22 protein-coding genes and 1 tRNA gene are annotated in these 22518 nt (G+C 45.2%); 9 read left to right on the plus strand and 14 right to left on the minus strand.

Annotated elements, in window-relative coordinates; all coding sequences use genetic code 11:
* The first annotated feature begins 40 nt into the window (after positions 1-40).
* Positions 41-3316 (plus strand): VPS10 domain-containing protein, encoded by a 3276-nt coding sequence (locus tag AC2D6U_RS08330; RefSeq protein ID WP_484720496.1) that lies wholly within the window; start codon positions 41-43, stop codon positions 3314-3316.
* Positions 3317-3548: 232 nt separating this feature from the next.
* On the opposite strand, the gene AC2D6U_RS08335 is transcribed toward AC2D6U_RS08330, so the two are convergent.
* Positions 3549-3620, minus strand: a tRNA-Glu gene (locus tag AC2D6U_RS08335).
* 240 nt (positions 3621-3860) lie between these two features.
* Between AC2D6U_RS08335 and gap the strand changes: the two genes are divergently transcribed.
* Entirely contained in the window at positions 3861-4847 is a 987-nt protein-coding gene (gap, locus tag AC2D6U_RS08340; RefSeq protein ID WP_484720497.1) for a type I glyceraldehyde-3-phosphate dehydrogenase, read from the plus strand.
* An 82-nt stretch (positions 4848-4929) separates the two neighbouring features.
* On the opposite strand, the gene AC2D6U_RS08345 is transcribed toward gap, so the two are convergent.
* From AC2D6U_RS08345 to AC2D6U_RS08370, 6 genes are all read right to left on the minus strand, one after another.
* Entirely contained in the window at positions 4930-7509 is a 2580-nt protein-coding gene (locus tag AC2D6U_RS08345) for a M1 family metallopeptidase (RefSeq protein WP_484720498.1), read from the minus strand.
* Positions 7506-8084: a hypothetical protein gene (locus tag AC2D6U_RS08350; RefSeq protein WP_484720499.1), complete on the minus strand. Its 579-nt coding sequence runs from the start codon at positions 8082-8084 to the stop codon at positions 7506-7508. Before AC2D6U_RS08350 ends, AC2D6U_RS08345 begins: the two co-directional genes overlap by 4 nt.
* On the minus strand, positions 8085-8831 hold the full coding sequence (locus AC2D6U_RS08355) for an SDR family NAD(P)-dependent oxidoreductase (protein ID WP_484720500.1): 747 nt from the start codon (positions 8829-8831) through the stop codon (positions 8085-8087).
* A gap of 65 nt (positions 8832-8896) precedes the next feature.
* Positions 8897-9640 (minus strand): type IX secretion/gliding motility protein PorT/SprT, encoded by a 744-nt coding sequence (porT, locus tag AC2D6U_RS08360; RefSeq protein WP_484720501.1) that lies wholly within the window; start codon positions 9638-9640, stop codon positions 8897-8899.
* Positions 9589-10311: a bifunctional demethylmenaquinone methyltransferase/2-methoxy-6-polyprenyl-1,4-benzoquinol methylase UbiE gene (gene ubiE, locus AC2D6U_RS08365; protein WP_484720502.1), complete on the minus strand. Its 723-nt coding sequence runs from the start codon at positions 10309-10311 to the stop codon at positions 9589-9591. Before ubiE ends, porT begins: the two co-directional genes overlap by 52 nt.
* A gap of 110 nt (positions 10312-10421) precedes the next feature.
* Entirely contained in the window at positions 10422-10850 is a 429-nt protein-coding gene (locus tag AC2D6U_RS08370; protein WP_484720503.1) for an FKBP-type peptidyl-prolyl cis-trans isomerase, read from the minus strand.
* Positions 10851-10955: 105 nt separating this feature from the next.
* Here AC2D6U_RS08370 and yihA point away from each other — a divergent pair, with 105 nt between their 5' ends.
* Positions 10956-11561 (plus strand): ribosome biogenesis GTP-binding protein YihA/YsxC, encoded by a 606-nt coding sequence (yihA, locus tag AC2D6U_RS08375; protein WP_484720504.1) that lies wholly within the window; start codon positions 10956-10958, stop codon positions 11559-11561.
* A gap of 299 nt (positions 11562-11860) precedes the next feature.
* On the opposite strand, the gene AC2D6U_RS08380 is transcribed toward yihA, so the two are convergent.
* Complete coding sequence (locus AC2D6U_RS08380) at positions 11861-12562, minus strand: hypothetical protein (RefSeq protein ID WP_484720505.1); 702 nt, start codon at positions 12560-12562, stop codon at positions 11861-11863.
* Positions 12563-12630: 68 nt separating this feature from the next.
* Between AC2D6U_RS08380 and AC2D6U_RS08385 the strand changes: the two genes are divergently transcribed.
* Together AC2D6U_RS08385 and AC2D6U_RS08390 are read left to right on the plus strand one after the other, a co-directional pair.
* A complete protein-coding gene (locus AC2D6U_RS08385) occupies positions 12631-13050 on the plus strand; it encodes a DUF5606 family protein (protein WP_484720506.1) in 420 nt (139 codons plus the stop codon).
* Positions 13051-13374 carry a hypothetical protein gene (locus AC2D6U_RS08390; RefSeq protein WP_484720507.1) on the plus strand — a complete coding sequence of 108 codons (324 nt, stop codon included), beginning with the start codon at positions 13051-13053 and terminating at the stop codon, positions 13372-13374.
* Here the strand turns inward: AC2D6U_RS08390 and fbp are convergent.
* The gene (fbp, locus tag AC2D6U_RS08395; RefSeq protein WP_484720508.1) at positions 13371-14366 is read right to left on the minus strand and encodes a class 1 fructose-bisphosphatase; all 996 of its coding nucleotides are present in this window, start codon (positions 14364-14366) and stop codon (positions 13371-13373) included. The two genes, AC2D6U_RS08390 and fbp, sit on opposite strands and share 4 nt — an antisense overlap.
* Positions 14367-14437: 71 nt before the next feature.
* Here fbp and AC2D6U_RS08400 point away from each other — a divergent pair, with 71 nt between their 5' ends.
* Positions 14438-15712 carry an aspartate kinase gene (locus AC2D6U_RS08400; protein ID WP_484720509.1) on the plus strand — a complete coding sequence of 425 codons (1275 nt, stop codon included), beginning with the start codon at positions 14438-14440 and terminating at the stop codon, positions 15710-15712.
* Here AC2D6U_RS08400 and AC2D6U_RS08405 read toward each other — a convergent pair.
* Positions 15693-16568, minus strand: coding sequence for a fructosamine kinase family protein (locus AC2D6U_RS08405; protein ID WP_484720510.1), 876 nt, complete (start codon positions 16566-16568; stop codon positions 15693-15695). The two genes, AC2D6U_RS08400 and AC2D6U_RS08405, sit on opposite strands and share 20 nt — an antisense overlap.
* Positions 16568-17050 carry a low molecular weight protein-tyrosine-phosphatase gene (locus AC2D6U_RS08410; RefSeq protein WP_484720511.1) on the minus strand — a complete coding sequence of 161 codons (483 nt, stop codon included), beginning with the start codon at positions 17048-17050 and terminating at the stop codon, positions 16568-16570. Before AC2D6U_RS08410 ends, AC2D6U_RS08405 begins: the two co-directional genes overlap by 1 nt.
* 43 nt (positions 17051-17093) lie before the next feature.
* On the opposite strand from AC2D6U_RS08410, the gene AC2D6U_RS08415 reads away from it, so the two are divergent.
* Positions 17094-17867, plus strand: coding sequence for an enoyl-CoA hydratase-related protein (locus tag AC2D6U_RS08415; protein ID WP_484720512.1), 774 nt, complete (start codon positions 17094-17096; stop codon positions 17865-17867).
* Positions 17868-17914: 47 nt separating this feature from the next.
* Here the strand turns inward: AC2D6U_RS08415 and AC2D6U_RS08420 are convergent, their stop codons facing one another.
* The 3 genes from AC2D6U_RS08420 to AC2D6U_RS08430 all read right to left on the minus strand — a co-directional run bounded on the left by AC2D6U_RS08420 (position 17915) and on the right by AC2D6U_RS08430 (position 20224).
* A complete protein-coding gene (locus AC2D6U_RS08420) occupies positions 17915-18961 on the minus strand; it encodes a DUF6588 family protein (protein ID WP_484720513.1) in 1047 nt (348 codons plus the stop codon).
* A gap of 17 nt (positions 18962-18978) precedes the next feature.
* Positions 18979-19569 (minus strand): hypothetical protein, encoded by a 591-nt coding sequence (locus AC2D6U_RS08425; RefSeq protein WP_484720514.1) that lies wholly within the window; start codon positions 19567-19569, stop codon positions 18979-18981.
* A gap of 91 nt (positions 19570-19660) precedes the next feature.
* Complete coding sequence (locus tag AC2D6U_RS08430; RefSeq protein ID WP_484720515.1) at positions 19661-20224, minus strand: hypothetical protein; 564 nt, start codon at positions 20222-20224, stop codon at positions 19661-19663.
* Between the two features lie 138 nt (positions 20225-20362).
* Here AC2D6U_RS08430 and AC2D6U_RS08435 point away from each other — a divergent pair, with 138 nt between their 5' ends.
* Both AC2D6U_RS08435 and rsgA read left to right on the plus strand, forming a co-directional pair.
* Complete coding sequence (locus AC2D6U_RS08435) at positions 20363-21595, plus strand: 3-deoxy-D-manno-octulosonic acid transferase (protein ID WP_484720516.1); 1233 nt, start codon at positions 20363-20365, stop codon at positions 21593-21595.
* The gene (gene rsgA / locus AC2D6U_RS08440) at positions 21592-22515 is read left to right on the plus strand and encodes a ribosome small subunit-dependent GTPase A (protein ID WP_484720517.1); all 924 of its coding nucleotides are present in this window, start codon (positions 21592-21594) and stop codon (positions 22513-22515) included. Before AC2D6U_RS08435 ends, rsgA begins: the two co-directional genes overlap by 4 nt.
* Positions 22516-22518 lie beyond the last annotated feature (3 nt).

The following is a 22518-nucleotide window of genomic DNA, read 5'->3' on the forward strand; positions in this document are numbered from 1 at the left end:
AACTTAGACCTAATTTCAGATGAACTTCAAACCAAAAACAATGAATAAGAGCGCATTCTTCCTATCCCTTCTTTTATCCATCTTCTTTCTCAATGACATCTTGGGGCAGAAAAAAAGGAGCAATAAAAAGGCACTAGTTCAACAAGAAAGTCCGATCACATCAGACCTTTTCAATGGACTTGAATTTAGAAACATCGGCCCTGCTTTTATGTCGGGTCGAATTGCAGATCTCGCCATACACCCGGAAAATGATAACATCCGTTATGTAGCTGTCGCTTCCGGTGGGGTATGGAAAACTTCGAATGCGGGCGTTACGTGGGAACCCATTTTTGATAACGAAGGATCTTATTCTATCGGTAGCCTAGCCATAGATCCCAATAACCCGCACGTAGTTTGGGTGGGAACGGGTGAGAATGATGGCGGTCGCCATATTGGTTTTGGTGATGGAATCTATAAAACGGAAGACGGAGGAAAGACCTGGACCAACATGGGCCTCAAAGAGTCTGAACACTTAGGGACGATTTATGTCCATCCAAAAAACTCAGATGTGGTCTATGCCGCAGCGCAAGGTCCTTTGTGGAGTAAAGGAGGTCAGCGCGGATTTTACAAAACAACCGACGGTGGTCAAACCTGGAAACGCACTTTAGGAGACAATGAATGGACCGGGGTTGCAGAATTTGCAGTAGACCCAAGAAATGCCAATAGGCTATATGCTGCCACTTGGGAGAGGCATCGTACAGTGGCTGCTTACATGGGCGGAGGACCTAATACAGGCATTTATCGTAGTGAGGATGGCGGTGAGACCTGGCAAAAACTGACAAACGGATTACCCAGCGGAAAAATGGGTAAAATTGGCTTAGCGATCTCCCATCAAGATCCTGATATCCTTTATGCGGCGATTGAGCTCAACAGAAGAACGGGCGGATTGTACAAATCTCTCGACCGCGGAGCCACGTGGACCAAACAATCTGATGCTGTATCGGGCGCAACAGGGCCACATTATTACCAGGAACTTTACACCTCTCCACACCATTTTGACTGGCTTTACCTGATGGACACCGATGTTCAGGTCTCTAAAGATGGAGGCAAGACCTTCACCCTATTGAACACAGCACATAAGCACGTGGACAATCATGCCCTGGCATTCAAGAAGGACGATCCCAATTACCTGATGATAGGCACTGATGGAGGCGTTTATGAAAGCTTCGATCTTGGCGACAACTGGCGATACTTTTCTAATATTCCAGTCACGCAATTCTATAAAGTCGCTCTGGATGATGCAGAGCCTTTTTATAACATCTATGGAGGCACACAGGATAACAGCACCCAGGGTGGCCCATCCAGAACGGATAACATTCACGGCATCCAAAATTCAGATTGGCGCATGGTACTCAATTGGGACGGGCATCAACCGGCAACAGAACCCGGAAACCCTGATATCGTCTACGCAGAGAGACAAGAAGGACAGCTCTCCAGAATCGATATGACCACGGGTGAGATCACAGACATTCAACCACAACCTGATGCTGGAGAAGACTATGAGAGGTTCAACTGGGATGCGCCTATCTTGGTAAGTCCGCACAAACCGACAAGGCTTTACTTTGCGTCGCAGCGGGTCTGGAAATCTGATAACAGAGGCGATAGCTGGACCGCCATTTCAGGAGATCTCACAAAAAACGAAGAGCGTTTAGCACTTCCGATCATGGGCGGTCAGCAGAGCTGGGATTCTCCCTGGGATGTTTTGGCCATGTCAAATTACAATACCATCACGTCATTAGCAGAATCGCCCGTTCAGGAAAATTTAATTTATGCCGGAACAGATGATGGCATCCTCCAGGTCACAGAAGATGGGGGACAAAACTGGAAAAAAATCGAGGTTGGCAGCATGCCCGGTGTTCCCGCTACTGCTTTCATCAATGATGTGAAAGCCGATCTATTCGATGCCAATACAGTCTATGTCACACTCGACAATCACAAATATGGAGATTACTCTCCCTATTTGGTGATGAGCAATGACAAAGGGAATACATGGACATCGATCAAAGGAAATTTACCGGATCGCACCTTGCTCTGGAGGTTAGTTCAAGATCATGTCAAAAAAGAATTGATGTTCTTGGCTACCGAGTGGGGTATCTATTTCACCATTGATGCAGGTTCGCATTGGACAAAACTTACAGGAGGAATGCCAACCATTTCATTCAGGGACCTTGCCATTCAGAAAAGAGAGAATGACCTGGTAGGAGCTTCCTTTGGTAGGGGATTCTTTGTTTTAGACGACTATTCTGCACTTCGGGAGGTCTCTGCTGAGCAATTGGAACAAGAAGCCACCCTCTTCACTCCTCGTAAGGCTTGGTGGTATATCCCTCGAGGACACATAGACCTCGATACTCAGAAAGGGTCTATGGGGGCTCAGCATTATGTAGCAGATAACCCGGCATTTGGCGCCACATTCACTTATTATCTAAAAGAAAGCCTCCATTCTCAAGCAGCCATTCGGCAGAAAACAGAATCAGAATCAGGAAGCGCGACATTCCCCGGATGGGATGCGGTAGAAGCAGAAGCCAATGAACAAGGCCCCAGTGTGTACTTGGCCATTACCGGATCGGATGGCAAGGTGATTAGAAGAGTGCCCGCCGCTACTGCCAAAGGATTTCATCGCGTCACTTGGGACTTAAAGTACCCAAATCCTGGAATTGTGAGCCTCCATGGAGACGGCATGGAGGGAAGTGGCTTTATGGTAGCGCCCGGAACATACATGGCCACTTTGTATAAAGAGGTTGATGGTACGGTGAGTAAATTGACTGAGCCCGTTTCATTTGATGTTGTCCAAATGAGAAAAGGTGCACTAGATGCAGCCGACCCTTCCGAAGTAGCGGCGTTCTGGAGAACGTTCGAAAACACGTCTAAAGGCATTGCAAAATTGAGTGTAGAGTTAAACAATGCCATTGCCAAAACTCATGCCATGCAGAAGGCACTCAAGGCATCCTCCGCAGTACCGGGAGAACTAGATAAGCAGATCAGTGAATTGAGAAACGAATTATTAAAGATCAATTCACAAGTGAACGGGAACCCGGCAAAGAATGAAATGGGTGCTAAAAACCACCCAATCATTAGCGACCGACTCTTTAAAGTGCAACTCGGAGTCGGCACTTCGACTTATGGACCGACAGCTACCAATCGCAGTTCGCTTGACCTTATCAACAGTGAACTTAATGAGTTGAATAACGCATTAGACAAGGCAACCACTAACATGCAGCGTCTATTAAATGAGCTGAAAGAAAGCGGAGCTCCTTGGGTTGAAGGAACAAAAAACTAAGCAAGGAAAGATTATCTTGAAATAAGCTACTCCTCCGCCCTGCGGGCACCCTGCCTTTGCCGAAACGGCTCTGTGCAGGCAGGCACCTCTTCAAGGAGAAGGACAGAATGCAGTCCCTAGGAGGGCAATGCGTTTAGAAAAGCTCCAGTGGAGCTTTTTAGCATTGAGCCAGCCTGCAGCGCGGACCCCTAGGGACAAAAAAAGCACCGCCTCGTAGAAGCGGTGCTTTTTGCAGTCCCTAGGGGAATCGAACCCCTGTTTCCAGGATGAAAACCTGGCGTCCTAACCCCTAGACGAAGGGACCGTTTCCGGTCGAATTTCTTTCTTTCCCTACCTGATGCGAAGCAATTCAGCAGGGTCGGTGATTTTCGAGCTGCAAATATGTCGGAGAGTTTCTAAATATCAAAAACTTTTGTGGATAAAAATTTCAATCGTTTCCGCTGGAACCGACATGAGCTTATCCGCATTTATATTTGAAAAGGTGTCTGGCTTTCTTAGCTTTACGCCTCATTTGAACTGAATATTAACCATTACGGATAAACTTATGACTAAAGTTGCCATCAATGGATTTGGAAGAATCGGACGATTGACTTTCAAAGCCTTATTAAAAAAAGAAAACATCGAAATCGTAGCCATCAACGACTTAACCGATACCGCTACACTAGCCCATTTACTAAAGTATGATTCTGTTCACGGTCGTTTCGACGGAACTGTATCTGCTACTGACAATGGTATTGTTGTCAATGGAAAAGAAATTAAGGTAACGGCTGAAAGAGAGCCACGTAACCTTCCTTGGGGCGACCTTGGTGTAGATGTAGTGTTGGAATCAACAGGATTCTTCCTGGATGAAGCTGGCGCTGGTCAACACCTCGAAGCAGGTGCTAAAAAAGTAGTGATCTCTGCTCCTGCAAAAGGCGGAATTCCTACCGTGGTATTGGGCGTGAACGACGACACCATGACAGGCAACGAAACCATTCTTTCTAATGCCTCTTGTACTACCAACTGCTTGGCGCCAATGGCAAAAGTATTGGACGATGCCTTTGGTATTGAAAAAGGATACATCACTACCGTACACGCGTACACTTCAGATCAGCGTCTTCAGGATGCCCCTCACAGGGACCTAAGAAGAGCTAGAGCAGGAGCGTATTCAATCATACCAACTTCTACTGGTGCTGCTAAGGCTGTAGGCTTGGTATTGCCTCACCTGGCAGGAAAACTCGACGGTATCGCCATGAGAGTGCCAATTCCTGATGGTTCATTGACGGATTTGACGGTAGTCTTGAAAAAAGAAACCACAAAAGAAGAGATCAACGCGGCCATGAAAGCGGCAGCTGAAGGTCCAATGAAAGGAATCCTTGAGTACACGGAAGATCCAATCGTTTCGATCGATATTGTGGGCAACCCGCATTCAAACATTTTCGATTCAAACCTAACTGCGGTTCAAGGTACCTTGGCCAAAGTGGTCGGTTGGTATGATAACGAAGCCGGTTACTCAAACAGAGCGGCTGACTTGATCGAGAGAATCGGTTAAGCCTTCTTGCTTCAAAAAATCAAAAGCCTCCAATTTGGAGGCTTTTTTTATGGCCTAGACCTTAAAGACATTACGGGAATGATCAGAGAGGATCCAAAGCAGTGGTACTCGATGCCCACGCCTTTTTGACTGCATTGGCGCGTTTGGCAAAATCAACGGCCTGCAAGATCTTCATCTTCAATTGGGCGTTGTAATCCGGGTGTTCCGACAAAAAGGTTTCTACCATTTTAATGGCCTCATCGCTCGAATGGTTATTTAGTGTCTGATCAAGCCAGCGCTTAGGAAAGAAAATATCTCCGGTCACCTGAATCTCTTGCAGCAACTCCAGACTAGGTCGAATGTAGGCTACTGAACTTTCCAAACGTAAGGGATGATGCAAATACCCCAAGGCAGAAAGCACCCAAGATTCGATCTCTCTGTTCTCAGCTTTCTGAAAGGAAGCGAACTTCGCATCGCGCGTAGCCTGATCGCTGCTGAGTGCAGCAGACAAAAATGCAAAGCGCTTCTTGGCATCCGGGTTTTGAATTTGGGCCATTTGCTCGGCAATGAGCTCCTTGCTTTTTTCCGGAAGCTTGATGGCCAACTGTGCCGCTAAGCTAATGCGGTCATTTTCTGACAAGCGTAATCCGTTCACCTTCTCTTCTCCCTTCCAAATCCGATAAAGCCTTTCGGTATTGACGGACGTGATCGCAATGCCTCTAAATGCATTGAAATAGGTTTTCTTAATGGCAGGATCATCGTGCTTATCATTCATCACATGATAAAGTGTTCGCTCCAGGTCCGGCGCCATACGTGCTCTTTGGTCTTTGGTCAGTAAATCCCAAAAAACCGTTTGTGCTTGCCCCAATACCTGACCGATCAATAGCGGGTTGGTCTCCATGAGCATCAACCGCTTCAGCGTCCCTAAATAGGCTTCCGGACTATACGATTGCGCGTTCGGCTCGATCAATTGCTCAAAGGCATTGATCAGCAAACTCCCCTTTTCTAAGTCCTTTAATTGGGTCCATTGTCCATTGAACAGCTCAAAATCAACCGGAAATAACCCATAGCCAATTCCATCGGTATTGATCAGTGCGGCGGCCTCAGACCAACCTGCCCCAAGAGCGGTCTCAAAAGCTCCCTCTGCAGAGGCCAACTGAAATTCTTTGATGCCTTGGTCTTCAAACAATTTCATGCTCAAGAGTTGTGGCCACACCTTCTCCCCTTGTGGGTCGAATTGCGTCAATCGACCCGTATCGGTTGCATCGACTTCCCAAGCAAACTGAGGACGACCGGGTGCATTCACCCAAACGGCAGACCATTCAACCAGATCGATGGGCGTCAATTGATCGAGGATATCGATCAGATTCGGCCAGGTAGCATTCTTATTAGCATAAGTGGTCAAGTAGCGTTGCATGCCCGCTCGAAACGTGTCTTCCCCCAGCATGATCTCCAACTGCCGCATCATAATGGGCGCCTTGTTGTAAATGATGGCTCCATACATCTGGCCGGCTTCGTTGAGGTTTTGCAGTTCCTGTCGAATGGCGTTTGCACCAGCGGTTCGATCCACGCTGTAGGCAGCTGGATAGTGCCTCATCAAGAAATTCAATTGATGGTCGATCTCAGGAAAACTCGGGTTGACCATTTTCGCTGCCATAAAGTTGGCAAATACCTCTTTCGTCCACACATCATTGAACCAATCCATGGTCACCAGGTCACCGAACCACATGTGGGCGGTTTCATGACCGATCAAACTCGCCCTCGACAGCAATTGGTTTTGGCTTGGGTCTTCGTCGAGGAACAGTGAATTTGCCCGATACTGTATGGCACCTACGTGTTCCATCCCCCCGTACTGAAAGCCCGGGATCAAGGCAAAGTCGAATTTCTGAAAGGGATACTTGATGCCCGTGTAGGCCTCCATCCATTGCAGGGCAACAGCATGCAGCCTAAAGATCTCCTCCTTGTTTCGCTCGACCTTTTCCCGATCCGTTTCGCGATGCAGCATGGTCATGTTCCGTCCGTTTACCTGCGCAGTAATGGCCTCAAACTGACCTGCCACAAAAGAGAACAGGTAGGAACTCATGAGATCAGAGGTTTTAAAGGTGATGTTTTTTCTACCTTCTTTGATCGACATCAACTCAACCGGGGCATTGCTGATGGCATTCCAATTGGCAGGGATATCCAGTAGAAGCCGGTACTTGGCCTTCAAGTTGGGTTGATCAAAGACAGGGAAGGCCGTGCGCGCTCTGTCCGGGACAAAAAGCGTGTATAGAAACTCTTCCTGTCGGTTCAATGAGCTTTCCCCAACAAAAAAGTTCACTTCAATGGTATTGAAACCTTGTTGTAAGAAGGTTTTGTCGATGACAATGTGCTCCTCTCGATGATCGATGGCATGCGAACGAGCGTTGACAATGATGGCCTTGATGTTTTCCGTAGGCGCATTGAAATCGAGCTGCAGGTCTTGCTCAACCGACAACAAATTAAAGGTCAGCACCTCGTAGCCTTGTATCGCCTGTGCCTTATTCTCCGGGATCCTAATGTCAAGAGCATATTCGATGGTATTGATCGTTTCCTTGCGATAGTCTGCAAGGGCCAGGTCAATGCCTTTCATCACCGGCAATTCTTGCTGGTTTGAACAAGCCAAACAGATGAAGCCAAGAAAGAGCAGGATAAAATTTCTCATATTAACACAAGATCCTTTCTCAACTCCGGGGGTACACCAAAATGATCGCCAATAAAACCGTCCATTTCGTCTTTCGTCTCTTTGGAGAGCACCTGACTCATTTCTTCCATGGCCAATTCACCCACCATGAATGGCGGCAAATAATTGGTCATTAAACGATCGCCCTTGAAAAAGGCGCCCATTTGGTACTCATTAAGAGCCGTGATGGGGGTTCCTTTGATCATGCATTGATCCAACCAAGCCTCAGGATTCTCGGGTTGCTCGTTGATTCGTGCATGCAATGCGTCAAAGTCTGTGTTGTTCATCATGTACTGTGACAGATTCTGCATGCTTTCAGCACTCATTTTCTCTTTCATTTGATCATAGCACAAATGGCAGATGGCGTATTCGAAAAGCACCTCCACCTTGTCGATGGCAGGATATCGTTTGAAAACCTTTTCGACCACATAATAGCGATCGCCTTTCATCAGGTCATGATCGCAATCGATGCAACGACTGATGGGTGATTTGGTATCCGAAGAAAGAAAGATCTCCGGTATGGGTAGCCCCTCTTGTTCTTTCGCTTGTTCGTCCATTTATTTCTTATCGACTAAAGTTGAGGCCACTTGCGCGGTTGGAAAAATCAAGGTGTCGGCGATATTGACATGTGCCGGGCGAGTGACCACAAACTGAATGACATCTGCGATGTCCTCCGCTTTCAGGGCCTCATAGCCGGTATACACGGCGTTGGCTTTGTCCTCGTCTCCTTTGAAACGAACCAGTGAGAACTCCGTCTCGACAAGGCCCGGACAGATCTGGCTCACCTTCACACCCGTACCCATCAAATCCAGTCGCATGCCGTTATTGATCGCATCGACTGCATGCTTCGAACCGCAATACACATTGCCATTAGGGTAAACCTCTTTTCCCGCAACGGAGCCAATGTTCACGACATGTCCCTTTCCGCGTTCCACCATCCCCGGCACAATGGTCTTGGTAACATACAAAAGCCCTTTGACATTGATGTCGATCATGGCATCCCAATCCTCCACACTTCCTTCATGGATCTTGCCTAAACCATGCGCATTACCTGCATTGTTGACCAATATATCGATGCTGCGCCACTCCGTAGGAAGTCCTTGGATAGCCTCCTGAACCGCCTCTTTATCCCTTACATCAAAAAACAATTGATGAGTTTTTACCGCAACTTGCTGACTTAAGGCATCCAGTCGCTCTTTTCTTCTTCCACAGATGATCAGGTCGTAGCCGGAAGCTGCTAATGTGATGGCCGTAGCCCAACCGATACCTGAGCTTGCACCTGTAACCAATGCTATTTTTGACATACCTTTTGCTTTTGGCTCAATTTAAGTGTTTTTGCCATTCAGCAATAAAAATGTTTGACTGAAGGCTAGTCAGAGAAGTGAAAATACAAGCTGAAACTGTGGGTAACGAGGCGACTGATGCCATTGTGGTAAATGTTATTCTCATCGGCCATCACATTGCCAATTCCTCTTGCATAGCGCAATTCCGGTGCGAACTTAAAGAACTCGAAGTACCGCTCAAGCCCGATACCAATTTCAATCTTAACATTCGATCGGCCGATCTCGAGTCGATCGCTTGTGGTGGCCAGGTCTTCTTTACCCGCCCGCCAGGAACCACTTACCCCGGCGATCAGATACATGCGAGAATTGTATCTCCTGATGGATCGGTACTTTAGAAAAATACCCGGTTCCAGTCGAGTACTTTCAATGAGCTGCTGGTTAACAGTGCCATCGATAAAATTATAATCTACCCGATGCTGGTACAGTCCGATCTTGACCGGTACCACACGAAGAGTGAATTGATCGGCCAAACGAAAATTGACCATGAAACCCAGATTAAAGCCTAAGCTCGTGTTGGGGGTAATGGAACTTACATTGGCATACTCGGGCGTACTGAAGGCATCGGCATATTGGAGACCGTAATAATTTTGATGTCCGCCTAAAAAGAATCCGTATTTGATCTGTTTGTCGTCGCTCCCCGGACGATGTATGGTTAAGCCTGCCTTTCGCCTTTGTTGCGCATTCAACTGAAAAGCGGTGAGCAACAGCAAGAGGACAATTATTTTTGTCCGATGTAAATAGAGCTTATGCCAAAGGTTAGGGGTACGCATTTCGTGTTTTTATAGCCTACTTCTTCCAAGATATTCAAAAATTGCTGACCATCAGGAAAGGCATCAACAGATTCGGGCAAATAAGTATAGGCCGAACTATCTTTTGACACCAGTCGACCAATGATCGGCAGGATAGATTTAAAGTAAAAATTGTAAAGTTGCTTCATTGGAAAATGCTTGGGACGCGAAAACTCAATGATCACGGTTTTCCCTCCAGGCCTTACCACCCGATGCATGTCTTTGAGTCCTTTCTTCAGGTTCTCAAAGTTCCTTACACCAAAAGCAACGATGGTGGCATCAAAAGTATTGTCGTCGAAGAGCAGCTTCTCACTATCCCCCATTTGCATGTCAATGATATGATCGACCCCTTTCTTCTTCATTTTGATCTTTCCCATCTCGAGCATACCTGAAGATATGTCGACTCCGACAATGCGGTCGGGGTTTAATTTGAGGGCTTCCAGGGCAAAATCCCCCGTGCCGGTCGCTACATCCAAAATTTGTTTTGGTACATCCGGTTTCATTAGTCGAACGGCCTTTTTACGCCAAAGAATGTCGATACCAAGGCTTAAAAAGTGATTAAGGAAATCATAGCGGTGGCTGATGTTGTTGAACATCTCGGCTACTTGCTCTTTTTTACCGCTCTCTTTGTCTTTATAGGGTACTACTGCCATGCTGATCTTTTGGGCTTGCAATGATACGAAGGAAACCCCGTGTTTAATGCTTTGTTCAATAAAAAAGGCCGATTGTACATCGGCCTTTTAATCCTTTATGAAGGATGAACTCAATTGATCGATACCAATTCAATATCGAACACGAGGTCCTTACCTGCCAGATCGTGATTTGCATCGATCACGACAGACTCTTCTTTTACTTCTTTCACCTTGACAGGTACTTGCTGACCGTTTGGCTGACTCATGGCCAATTGTTGCCCAACTGCTGGATTCAGATCAGGTGGGAAATTGGATTTAGGAATATCAAAGATCAATTCTTCGTTGGCTTCACCATAAGCTTCAGCAGCAGGAATCTTCGCTGTTACTTTCTCACCGATCGCCATGCCATCAACTGCCGTATCAAACCCTTTGATCATCATACCCGCTCCTAATTCAAAGGCTAAAGGGTCTCTTCCTTCAGATGAATCAAAAACAGTTCCGTCAGTTAATTTTCCCGTGTAGTGTACAGCTACTTGGTCTCCTTTTTTCGCTTTAGACATAAATTATAATGTTTGTATTGCCCTCAAAATCGAGGACTTCAAAGTTAAGGGTTATATCACGCAATCAAAAATGGCATCAATCAGCAGAATCACTAGCTTTGCATCATGTTTGAACAAGCCACGTTCGTGATCAGCAATACAGATATTGCGAAATGCCCAAAACCCGACCGACCTGAGATCGCTTTTATTGGGCGTTCCAATGTGGGCAAGTCTTCGCTCATCAATATGCTGGCCTCTAAGAAAGGACTCGCGAAAACTTCAGGCAGACCCGGCAAGACCCAATTGATCAATCATTTCAGCATCGATGAGCAATGGTACTTGGTCGATCTTCCCGGCTATGGCTATGCAAAAGTGAGCAAGAAGAGCCGAGCGGAATGGGAGCAGATGATATCTGATTACATTTTACTACGTGAAAACCTGCGTGTAGTCTGTGTTTTGATCGACTCACGACTTGATCCCCAAAAGATCGATCTTGAATTCATCAATTGGCTGGGAGAAAACGAAATTCCTTTGGCGCTCGTCTTTACCAAAGCCGACAAACAATCCATCAATAAAGGGCAGCAGAACATTGCCAAATTCAAACGCGCCATGCGTGACACCTGGGATGCCTTCCCTCCGATCATGTTGAGCTCGGCAGAGTCCGGGTTTGGTAAAGAGATAATTACCAAGTTTCTTCATGAAGTGGTAAATAATATGTCTCATGAAGTCTGAATGACTGAAAAAGGCAATGATTAAATCGAATCATTGCCTTTTATATTTTTCATTATAAAAATTCTATCACAATAAATTTTAAACTCTTTTTTTAATATTAAAAAAAAGAAAATCAGACCAATAAATTAAAAATCCTAATATAGGAATCACCCAAATAATTATGACGTTAAACAGGATTTTCATTGGAGAACTGGTAACTCTCAGTACATGTAAGGTTGTAAGTATATTCACAGTTAGAATTGTAAAAGTAATTACCAAATAGGTTCTTTCGGATAAAATAAACTCCATAACAGGTATAGTTAGTTTTCACAAGTTGCTCCATTGCAAACAATTGCGACACCAGCTATACATAGGTTATCGCCAAAAGCACAAGTCACATCAATTTCATCCTCTTCACTAACCTTTTTACAGTCAGGATGCTCTTTTAAGAACGTATCTGCGAACTCTCTTGCTTTAAATTCAGCATTTGTTCTTGACCATCTTATACTTGAAGCATTAAACAAACAGCTTTCAGAAACTCCTTCCGGTAGGACTGAATTTTGAATAATACTCCTTTGTAAATCTTTATTGGTTAATTCGATTAGCATAGCAAACAATGAAATGAACCCTTCATCAGAATTTAATTCTCCAATATCTGTATGGTCGTAGCTTTTACCATTATAAGTAAGAGCATTAGGTCCAACAACCAATGTATTCTGATTATTTTCAATTTTGATTTGATTATTCGCAACATTCAAATCAAGATAGAACTTGTCAGAAAAAAGATTCATCTCTTCCCCATTAATCATTGCCTTTACTCCAAAACTCTCAATGAAATAGTTGAAACTACCTTCTTCAACTATGTAGACACTCCTTAATCCAAGTTTTCTTATCTCGTTAGATATTTCAAACTTATCTTTTCTCAGGACAACTTCAGCGAGCGGTTCACTTTTTTCGATAACTTCGTCGCATCCTACAATTAGTAAGAGTACCAAAAACATAATAGTTTTAATTTTTTTCATATTGCATGTGGTTTTTTGTTCAATAAATGATAATAATATATTAATTAAGTTTTAAATACAACTATAAAATGAAATTTGACGAATTAGCTTCAGTAGCAGGAAAAGGTGGACTTTTTAAAGTAGTAAAACCCTCTAAAGCGGGGGTCATCCTGGAGTCGCTTGATGCCAAAAAGCAAAAATTGGTAGTGGGTGCAGATGCGCGTGTTTCCATTTTAAGTGAGATCTCCATTTACACCAATACTGCAGAAGGGGCTACGCCACTCATCGATGTCATGCGCACGATTCGATCCGAATTTGCAAATGACACGGGGCTAGACAAAAACTCTGACGGAGATGAGCTGAAATCGTTCTTGAAACATGTGCTGCCTGAGTACGACGAAAGCCGTGTCTATGTATCCGACATTAAAAAACTCGTGACTTGGTACAACCTGATCGCCTCTACTTGCCCGGATGTGTTGGATGAAACCGAGGAAAAATCGGAGGAGTAAATGGATCTCGAAGACCCTAAAGCGCTTAAAGAGGGTCTTGTTCTCTTTGAAAAAGACTTTCAGCTTGCCCCCAACGAGCTTCAACTCGATGAGCAGGAAGCTTATGGATACGACCAAACTTACGCCAAGATACACCGTGTTGTCGCATCCTTGATCGATACCGATTTCCCACGTTTGGTCAATATCCTCTACCGCATTGATGTCCCCGAAGCAGAGCTAAAAAAAGCCTTGGCCACGCATGAAGAAACACCTGCTCAGGTCATCACTCAAATGATCTTAGCACGAGAGCTTCAAAAAGTGGCTACACGAAAAAAATACAGCTAAGCTTTAGTAGCCTCATCGACCATCTGACTACTGCCCACATAAAATGGAACACGCTGATGAAGCGACTCCGGCTGAATGTCCATGATCCGACCTTGACCGTCCGTTGCCTTCCCTCCTGCCTGCTCGGCAATAAAGGCCAAGGCATTACACTCATACATCAAGCGCAATTTTCCTTTGGGCGATTTCGCCGTTGAAGGATAAATATAGATTCCCCCCTTCAACAAATTTCGATGAAAATCAGCCACCAGTGAACCAATGTAGCGTGCAGAGTATCCTCTCTCCTTGCAACTTTCAATGTACTCCTTGGTGGTTTCATTGAACGAATGATACGCGCCTTCATTCACCGAGTAGATCGTTCCCTTTTTTGGCATCTTCATGTTCTGATGAGAAAGGATGTACTCACCTAAGGAAGGCTCATAAGTAAAGCCATTGACCCCTTTGCCTGTGGTGTAGACAAACATGGTAGATGAACCGTACAGAATATAACCCGAAGCCACTTGATCCCTCCCCGGTTGGAGGACATCTTCATTTTGAACAGGGCTGCCTTGCGGCGAAATTCTTCTGTAGATAGAAAAGATCGTACCGACCGACACGTTCACATCAATATTGGATGAGCCATCAAGGGGATCTATCGCCACGATGTATTTTGATCGGGCATTGCCCAATTCGATGATATCCTCTTCCTCTTCAGAAATGACGGCAGCAACCTCTCCTCCTTTTTGGAGTGCCCGGGAAAAACGGATATGCGCCGCCACATCAAGGTTTTGTTGCTCTTCGCCCTGCACATTTTCCTGGCCGTAAGCGCCCGTAATGTCGGCGAGTCCTGCTCGGTTAATTTCTCTATTGACTACTTTGCCTGCATAGGCCAGATCTCTAATGAGCTGCGAAAGCTCACCGGAAGCATACGGAAAAGCCTCCTGATGCTTCATGATGAAGCGGTCCAAATTTGACCCAACAGGTAAGGCAATTCTCGATTTTTCCGCTTTTCCCATAGGTGATAAAATTTGTAAGTCGGAAATCGTTAATAACTTGCATCAAAGTTACTAAAATTTAACCACGTACATTGAAAGTTTTCAAATTTGGAGGAGCGTCTGTAAAGGATGCGGATGCTGTTCGAAACATGGCGCAGATCATTCGAAATCATGCGAATGAACCCTTGGTTGTGATCATTTCGGCCATGGGAAAAATGACCAACGCGTTTGAAAACCTGCTGGCAAAACGAATCGCCGAAGAAGATGCCGAAGAGGAACTTCAGCACATCAAATCTTTTCACCAGCAGATCATCAATGAGTTGGGCCTGCAGGACGATGCTGACTTAAGGAATATCGTTGAACAGATCTACGAAGAAATCGACAATGCTTTGGATAAGATCAGCAGTTCCATGAGCTACGATTACATTTACGATCAATCCGTGTCGAATGGCGAGTTGCTCTCTACGCAGATCGTTAGTCATTTCCTCAACAAAGAAGGGCTCAATAATACCTGGTTAGATGCGCGTAAAGTGGTGAAAACAGACAGCACGCACCGTGCGGCGCTAGTGGATTGGGGTGCATCACAAGCCATGATCAAATCTCAGACAACACCATTGCTCAAACAGGGCCTTGTGATCTCGCAGGGATTCATTGGCAGTAATGCAGAATACAATACTACCACCTTAGGACGTGAAGGCAGTGACTTTAGTGGGGCCATCTTCGCCACCAGCTTAGATGCCGATTCACTCACCATTTGGAAGGATGTGGACGGCGTACTCAATGCCGATCCCAAAAAATTCGAGAATTACCGACTCTACGAAAAGCTTCCTTATAAAGAGGCTGCCGAAATGACGTATTACGGAGCCTCAGTGATCCACCCGAAAACGATTAAACCGCTTGCGCAAAAGGGCATTCCTTTGTTTGTACGTTCCTTTGCGCACCCTGAAAAGGAAGGTACGATGATCGAAGAATGTGTGGTACCCAATTTACCCCCTGCCATCATTCATAAGGCCAATCAAACGGTCATCTCATTCAAGATCAGTGATTTTTCATTCATCAACGAACACCACATCCACTTGATCTTTGACCACATCAAAAGGCAGCAGCTCACCATCAATTTGATGCAAAATTCTGCCATTTCCTTTACGATCTGCATGGACGACAATCCGAAAAAGCGCGAACAGCTCATGACCGCCTTGAAGGATGAGTTCCTTATCTATTACAACGAAGGACTTGACATGATCACCGTCAAGAACTACAATGAACCTACCATTGCAGAGATCATGGCCGACAAAGAGATCATTATCGAACAGCGTTCCAGGAATAACTTCCAGGTGGTGTATAAAACTACAAGTAACGGTCGATGATGCGTTTGACTTTGCTCAGGTAACCCGCATGGGCTCCAAACAGGTTCACGTGTACCATTAAGGGATAAAGGTTATAGACATCGATCAGTTCATCAAAGTGAGGTGAGAGTGGATAGGTAGCGTTGTAGGCTTCATAGAACCTGGTATCGAACCCCCCAAATAACTTGGTCATTGCCAGGTCCATTTCTCGCGCACCATAATGCACGGCAGGGTCAAAAAGTGCGGGTCCTTTGTCCGTAAACAAGACATTGCCATTCCAAAGATCACCATGTACCAGGCTTGGAGGACTCGACGGCATGAAGGTGTTGAGTTGTTCAAAGAACTGCTTCATTCGGTCTACAAAGGCCTGATCGACCTCCTCTTGATAAAAGGCCAAGCCCAGCTGAACATTGAGCCTGTTCTCAATGAAAAAGGTCACCCAATCCGGTTTCGGTTCATTGTTCTGATGCAGCTTGCCAATGAAGTTCGATTGGTGGAATCCATACTCCTCGCCTTCCATACGATGTATGGCGGCCAATAATTCACCTAGCCTTGCTTGGTCTTGTGGCGTTGAAGGACGCTGCTCCAAGAACTCCTGTACCATGAAGGCCTTCTCCTCTACTTGCCCCACACCCAACACTTCGGGAATTATGCATGTCTTGCTCTTGCGCAATTCCGCCAGACCACTCGCCTCTTTGGCGAACATATCCTCAAATTCAAGTTCATTCCACTTGATGAAAAAATCTCCTTTCGTGGTCACTGCCTTGACAGACATGTTAATGCAGCCTCCGCTTTGCATGTCGACGCGGTGCACCCTAAGCTCCAACCCCAGCACCTGAAAAAGGATTCGCTCCGCCAGAAAATTGTAATCTTCCATTAACCTAGTTTATGGTCACTCACCAACTGATCAATGAGATTGTTTACGGCATCATCCAAGATATCGAAGACCTGTTGAAAACCATCGGCTCCGCCATAATACGGATCAGGAACGTCTTGGGCAGACTGCGCGGAGTCAAATGCACGCATCATGAGCAATTGGGCCCTTGGCGAACTGGGCTGAAGGGCAGACAAATCGCTGAAATTTGAGGCATCCATGGCCAAGATGTAATCAAAGGACATAAAATCATGACGTTTGATCTGTCGCCCCCTGTGGGTGTAGTAGACACCGTTCTTTTCTGCATTGGCCACGGATCGCTCATCAGGCGTTTCGCCAATATGATAAGCTGCCGTTCCGCAAGAATCCACGATAAAATGATCGGCTAAGTTCCGTTCTTCAATGCGTTGCCTGAAAATGCCTTCCGCTAAAGGAGAGCGGCAAATGTTTCCCAGACAGACAAATAATACCTTGATCTTGGCCATGGATATGCTATGAATGATAAATTAGCGGTTCAAAGACAAACCTATGGAATTCATTAAAGTAAATAAAGCACATGCCCAACATGTTGCCTTAATTCAACTGAATAGACCAAAAGAACTCAATGCACTCAACTTACAATTGATGGGTGAGGTCCGTGATGCCTTAAAGGAATTGGACCAGGACGATGATGTGCGGGTGATCTTGATTACCGGCAATGAACGTGCCTTTGCCGCCGGTGCGGACATCAAGCAAATGGCCGGAAAAGGCACAGTCGATATGTGGAAGACCGATCAGTTCAGCACCTGGGATCAGATCAACAAGACGAGAAAACCCATCATTGCTGCGGTAAGCGGTTTTGCCTTGGGGGGCGGTTGCGAGTTGGCCATGACCTGCGACATGATCGTAGCCTCAGAAACTGCTCAATTCGGACAACCCGAAATCAAGATCGGGGTGATGCCCGGTGCGGGAGGAACTCAAAGACTAACAAAAGCATTGGGAAAGGCCAAAGCCATGGAATTGGTCCTGACCGGCAGATTCATTTCAGCGGAAGAGGCACTACGGTATCAGTTGATCAATCAAATTGTACCCGTAGAGTTGTACTTGGAGGAAGCCACCAAACTCGCTCTGGAGATTGCCAGCATGTCTCCTATTGCCGTGCAAATGGCCAAGGAATCGGTGAAACGATCCTTTGAAGCACACTTAGAGGAAGGCTTACACTTTGAGCGAAAGAATTTTTACATGCTCTTCTCTGCAGAAGATCAAAAGGAAGGCATGAACGCCTTTATCGAAAAACGAAAACCTAATTTTAAAGGACAATAAAAAAAGCCCTCGATGAGGGCTTTTTTTATGCTGTAGTTCTCTTTCTATTAACGGATAGAAATACCAAAACCAACCGTCAAGGTGTTGTATTCTTGGAATGCATATTCTGCATTTAACCTGATCACTGCTAACTCTAACGTAATCCCGGCATTCGCCCTAAGCCCACTATTTTGCACATCAAATGAAATAGGATCAACTAGAGTGGTTGTTTCGGTTTCATAGCTACCTTTTAAACTCACAGTAGAATTAGCCGTGGCGTAACCCAATCCAACATAAGGTGTTACAAAGAGTAATTTCTTAGAGATGATCGCTTGTGCTAGGAATGAATTAGCCTCTAATTCCATGCTTTGAGATTGATCGTCATTCAAATAGATGGCGGTATTCAATTGTGTGAAACCTGCAACGACCGAAAGTGAAAAAGGAATGATCTTTTCTCCTGGTATCCATTGGGTCACATCGTGCATCAAACCAAAACCAATCAAACTAATCGATGCATCGTCTTCTACATTCTGTTCTGGAATAAACCTCACCTTAAGATCTGTCCCTCTGATCAAGCCAACACCCAATTGCACCATTGGCACAGGCACGGCATTAAAAGGCAGAAGGTCACCAATTTCACTTTCTTCTAGCCCAAGGCCGGTTGGTGCAGAAAGACGAATGAGTTCTTCCATAGTATCACCATCATTATCCTCGTCACTAAAATCACGCACTGAAAGCTGTGGCAAATCGTCAGCGCCTAAGTTAGGGCCAAACATAGTGGGCACTTGGGTACTATTTCCTCCCGCGAAGTAGAAGTTTTCAAAATCGCTATTGTTAAAGGTGAAAAATTCATCTACATCAGGCACTTGCGATGCCATCAAAGATATGGTCAAATCGAAGCCCAATGTTTTGTGCGGTTTGGCCGTTTGATACCATCCACCATTCATTCCGAAGCCTAATCCTCGGAAAGCGGGTGACATGTAACCTTCTAGATATTTAGAAGCATCGTTTGCACCTGCTTCGAGTAAGAGACCTAAATCGAGTTGCGCCTTTGCATTGAAGCCAAAAAACATGGCAAAGGCTGTGGTTAATATAATTTTATATAATTTTTTCATTGCGTAGCAGTTGGAGATTAATTGAGTTGTATTCTGGCAGTAACATCAAATTTGAAGATAAGATCAAAGTCTACATCAGTTGTTTGTAAGGTAACGTCTCTTCCAACTACTTCTATCTGCATTTCGAACGACTGACCATTCAATAAGGCTTGTTCAAATTGAGCAATTGTATTGGAATTGGCGTTGCCCGGGCTTTCAGAAGAGTACAGAACGATATCATTAGGGTTATTCTGAACACCGTTGATAGTTGCTGTTAATAAAGGCTGAAAACTACCTCCAGCGATGGCAAGCGATACATCTACATCAAGAATTGCCGAACTATTTGCTGGGAAGTTCTCCACCGTATAGCTCAGTTGATTCAAAGTGAACAGTTCAGCATCACTTAAAAAGTCCTCAAAATCATCTCCTGTAATATCAATAGTTCCTGTACTTACTGAGTTTGCCGGAGTCTGTCCAACAACCTGACCAACTAATGCATCTGGTACACTAAGGGTTAATGATATAGGATCAATTTCGATATTCTTCGAAATATCTGATTCGAAACCTGCTTCTCCACATCCAGACAAAATGAGAGAACCAGTCAAAAAAAGTAAAAGGTATTTTTTCATACGTGTTAGTTTTAGTGCTTCAAGAAATAGATTTATGCAACAAATTAAAATGCATAAACAAAAAATCCTGGAGATACATCTATCCAAAAGATCAATCCAATTCCACCAGGGCCACCATGCCGAAGTAAAAAGTGATGGTGAAGTCCGAGTTCAAGCCCCCTTCAAATATGGCCACGAAGCTGAATTCAACCGGTCGTTGTTCTAACACATCATTGGCAATTCTTTTCAGCGTAGCAATTTGGGTTTCATTGAGAATGTTGACAGGGTTCACCTCATAAAGCAATACCCTCTCCGTGTTCTCCAATCGCAAATTATCTGCACGCAAAAAGTCATAGGTGATGTCGTCCACATTCAACACGATCTCCAAATCATTGATCCTTGCAATGGGAAAGGTCTCGTCTACGCCAGTTATTTCAAATTGTAGCTTTTCTATACGAAAGGACTTGGTGTCATTGATGTATTGCTGAAAATCGTCGGCGGCAAAATCGATCAGCTGCACCAACTGAAAGGACCCGTCAGGATTGGCATTGACCGCATCCTTTGAGATATCGAAAGTAACCGTCGTGGTCTTTGAAATATCAGTTTCAACACCCGTTTCCCCACAACTCCAAAGAAAGGGTATCGACAAGAGGAGAAATAGTAAAGGTCTTTTCATAGGAATCATCCACCAATGCACACCAACCAATGATACGCATTATTTTCTAGTTTCAGTACCCTCATCTGCGATTGTACCCTATGCCCTAGCGCAAATTTGTCGCTTTGGTTATGGCATGGTTTTCCTACTTTTGTGCACATGGTCTTTTTCTACCGGATCTTCCTATTTTTTTACCGCTTGCTGATCACTTTGGCCAGTCCATTCCATGCCAAAGCCAAACAGGCTCGAGAAGGAAGAAAAAAGACATTAGATGTGCTCTTCAACACACTTGAAGGACATCAGAATCCACTCGCCTGGTTTCATGCCGCTTCCCTGGGCGAATTTGAGCAAGGCCTGCCCATCATGAAGGCCTACCGCTCTTCATATCCTGACCATAAGATCTTAGTGACCTTCTTTTCTCCTTCAGGATTTAACCACAGAAAAGATCATCCTATTGCGGATTATACGGCTTATTTGCCCTGGGATAGTCCACGTCAAGCCAAACAATTCGTGCAATACGTCAACCCGAAACATGTTTTCTTTATCAAGTATGAGTTCTGGTATTTTCTATTGAAGGCGATCCATCGCCAACGCATTCCGCTCTACAGCATTGCCGCACGATTCGTCCCAAAACAGGTGTTTTTTAAGGGATACGGTGGCTTGCATCGCCGCATGTTGACTTTTTTCGACCATATTTTTGTGCAAGACAAAAACTCTTATGACCTGCTCCATTCGATTGGGATTGACAAGGCATCAGTGTCGGGCGATCCCCGCTTCGATAATGTGATGGAACAAGCCCAAGCAGTATCGCCTATTCCCACCATCGCGTCGTTTAAAGGCAATCAAAAACTTCTTATCATAGGAAGTGCCTGGATGGAAGACATCGCCGTATTGCAACACACGCTCAACAGCTTACCTGAAGGGGTAAAGGTCTTGATCGCTCCTCATGATGTTTCCAGCACCAATTGCAAGCGAATTGCCGATGCCATCAATCAGCCCCATTGCTTGTTTAGTTCTTCAAAAGAGACCGATGCGCAGGTGATGATCCTCGACACTATTGGTCATCTGGCAAAAGCATACCAATACGCAGACCTTGCCTACATTGGGGGGGCCTTTGGCGATGGCCTGCACAACCTCTTGGAAGCAACGGCCTTTGGCGCTCCAGCAGTATTTGGAAGCAAAGGTCTGGAAAAATTCCCTGAAGCCCTTGAGCTAATCGATAGACAGGGAGCCTATGCCATAGCCGATGCTGCAGAAGCGAAAAGCATCCTCAACAAATTTTTGGAGGAAAAGCAGTTCTTGGACAGAACCAAACAAATTTGCCTAGCTTTCATGAAAGAAAAGCAAGGAGCTACGGAAACCATCATGCAATACCTTGAAAAATCACGATGAAAGGAAGGGTCTTTAAGTCAACCGGAAGCTGGTATGGAGTGGAAACCGAAGCGGGTGATATCTTTCAATGTCGCCTACGGGGTAAATTCAAGCAAGACGGGCTTAAGGTGAATAACCCGATTGCCGTTGGTGACTATGTCATCATTGATGAAGCCTCAGAAGAAAAAGGTTCGGCCGTTGTGACTGATATACTGCCCAGAGAGAACTACATCATTCGCAAATCAACTCGGAAAACAGGTTTTTCACATATCCTGGCGAGCAATATCGATCAGGCGGCGGTTATCGCCACCATTACCTTCCCACGAACTTCCCAAGGATTTATCGATCGCTTTTTAGTCAGTGCAGAATCCTTTAGAATTCCGGCAAAGGTCCTCATCAACAAGAAAGACCTCTACAAGCCAAAGGACATCGAAAAAGCCGAAGAGCTGATGCAACTTTACAATGGCCTAGGCTATGAATGCTTGCTGATATCAGCCCAAGACGAAAAAGATATCGACTTGATTCGCCAGCTTTTCAAGGGCAAAACCACGCTACTTTCAGGCCACTCAGGTGTAGGCAAATCAACACTCATGAATGCCCTATCGCCCAACCTGGGATTAAAAACTGGCGAAGTTTCTACTTTTGCGAACAAAGGAACGCATACCACGACCTTTGCCGAAATGTTTCATATCGGTGACCACACTTACCTCATCGATACGCCGGGTATTAAAGAGCTTGGTTTGGTTGAAATGTCAGAAACGGAGATCAGCCATTATTTCCCTGAAATGCGCGCTTACCTAGGCCAATGCAAATTCAATAACTGCAAACACCTGAACGAGCCGGGCTGCCAGGTGCTAGACGCCATAGAGGACGGGAAGATCGAAGTTTCCCGCTACCTCAGTTACTTGAGCATTTTAGAAGACCACGACAGTCACCGCTAACCT

It is taken from the genome of Roseivirga sp. YIW32 (assembly GCF_057219245.1).

What these genes read in the sequence shown, in the direction of transcription:
- AC2D6U_RS08435 (WP_484720516.1), top strand. Translation starts at nt 20,363, where the DNA reads ATGGTCTTTTTCTACCGGATCTTCCTATTTTTTTACCGCTTGCTGATC.
- AC2D6U_RS08415 (WP_484720512.1), top strand. Translation starts at nt 17,094, where the DNA reads ATGGAATTCATTAAAGTAAATAAAGCACATGCCCAACATGTTGCCTTA.
- AC2D6U_RS08385 (WP_484720506.1), top strand. Translation starts at nt 12,631, where the DNA reads ATGAAATTTGACGAATTAGCTTCAGTAGCAGGAAAAGGTGGACTTTTT.
- AC2D6U_RS08355 (WP_484720500.1), bottom strand. Translation starts at nt 8,831, where the DNA reads ATGTCAAAAATAGCATTGGTTACAGGTGCAAGCTCAGGTATCGGTTGG.
- AC2D6U_RS08370 (WP_484720503.1), bottom strand. Translation starts at nt 10,850, where the DNA reads ATGTCTAAAGCGAAAAAAGGAGACCAAGTAGCTGTACACTACACGGGA.
- gap (WP_484720497.1), top strand. Translation starts at nt 3,861, where the DNA reads ATGACTAAAGTTGCCATCAATGGATTTGGAAGAATCGGACGATTGACT.
- yihA (WP_484720504.1), top strand. Translation starts at nt 10,956, where the DNA reads ATGTTTGAACAAGCCACGTTCGTGATCAGCAATACAGATATTGCGAAA.
- AC2D6U_RS08390 (WP_484720507.1), top strand. Translation starts at nt 13,051, where the DNA reads ATGGATCTCGAAGACCCTAAAGCGCTTAAAGAGGGTCTTGTTCTCTTT.
- fbp (WP_484720508.1), bottom strand. Translation starts at nt 14,366, where the DNA reads ATGGGAAAAGCGGAAAAATCGAGAATTGCCTTACCTGTTGGGTCAAAT.
- porT (WP_484720501.1), bottom strand. Translation starts at nt 9,640, where the DNA reads ATGCGTACCCCTAACCTTTGGCATAAGCTCTATTTACATCGGACAAAA.
- AC2D6U_RS08420 (WP_484720513.1), bottom strand. Translation starts at nt 18,961, where the DNA reads ATGAAAAAATTATATAAAATTATATTAACCACAGCCTTTGCCATGTTT.
- AC2D6U_RS08430 (WP_484720515.1), bottom strand. Translation starts at nt 20,224, where the DNA reads ATGAAAAGACCTTTACTATTTCTCCTCTTGTCGATACCCTTTCTTTGG.
- AC2D6U_RS08425 (WP_484720514.1), bottom strand. Translation starts at nt 19,569, where the DNA reads ATGAAAAAATACCTTTTACTTTTTTTGACTGGTTCTCTCATTTTGTCT.
- AC2D6U_RS08345 (WP_484720498.1), bottom strand. Translation starts at nt 7,509, where the DNA reads ATGAGAAATTTTATCCTGCTCTTTCTTGGCTTCATCTGTTTGGCTTGT.
- rsgA (WP_484720517.1), top strand. Translation starts at nt 21,592, where the DNA reads ATGAAAGGAAGGGTCTTTAAGTCAACCGGAAGCTGGTATGGAGTGGAA.
- AC2D6U_RS08410 (WP_484720511.1), bottom strand. Translation starts at nt 17,050, where the DNA reads ATGGCCAAGATCAAGGTATTATTTGTCTGTCTGGGAAACATTTGCCGC.
- AC2D6U_RS08380 (WP_484720505.1), bottom strand. Translation starts at nt 12,562, where the DNA reads ATGAAAAAAATTAAAACTATTATGTTTTTGGTACTCTTACTAATTGTA.
- AC2D6U_RS08405 (WP_484720510.1), bottom strand. Translation starts at nt 16,568, where the DNA reads ATGGAAGATTACAATTTTCTGGCGGAGCGAATCCTTTTTCAGGTGCTG.
- AC2D6U_RS08350 (WP_484720499.1), bottom strand. Translation starts at nt 8,084, where the DNA reads ATGGACGAACAAGCGAAAGAACAAGAGGGGCTACCCATACCGGAGATC.
- ubiE (WP_484720502.1), bottom strand. Translation starts at nt 10,311, where the DNA reads ATGGCAGTAGTACCCTATAAAGACAAAGAGAGCGGTAAAAAAGAGCAA.
- AC2D6U_RS08330 (WP_484720496.1), top strand. Translation starts at nt 41, where the DNA reads ATGAATAAGAGCGCATTCTTCCTATCCCTTCTTTTATCCATCTTCTTT.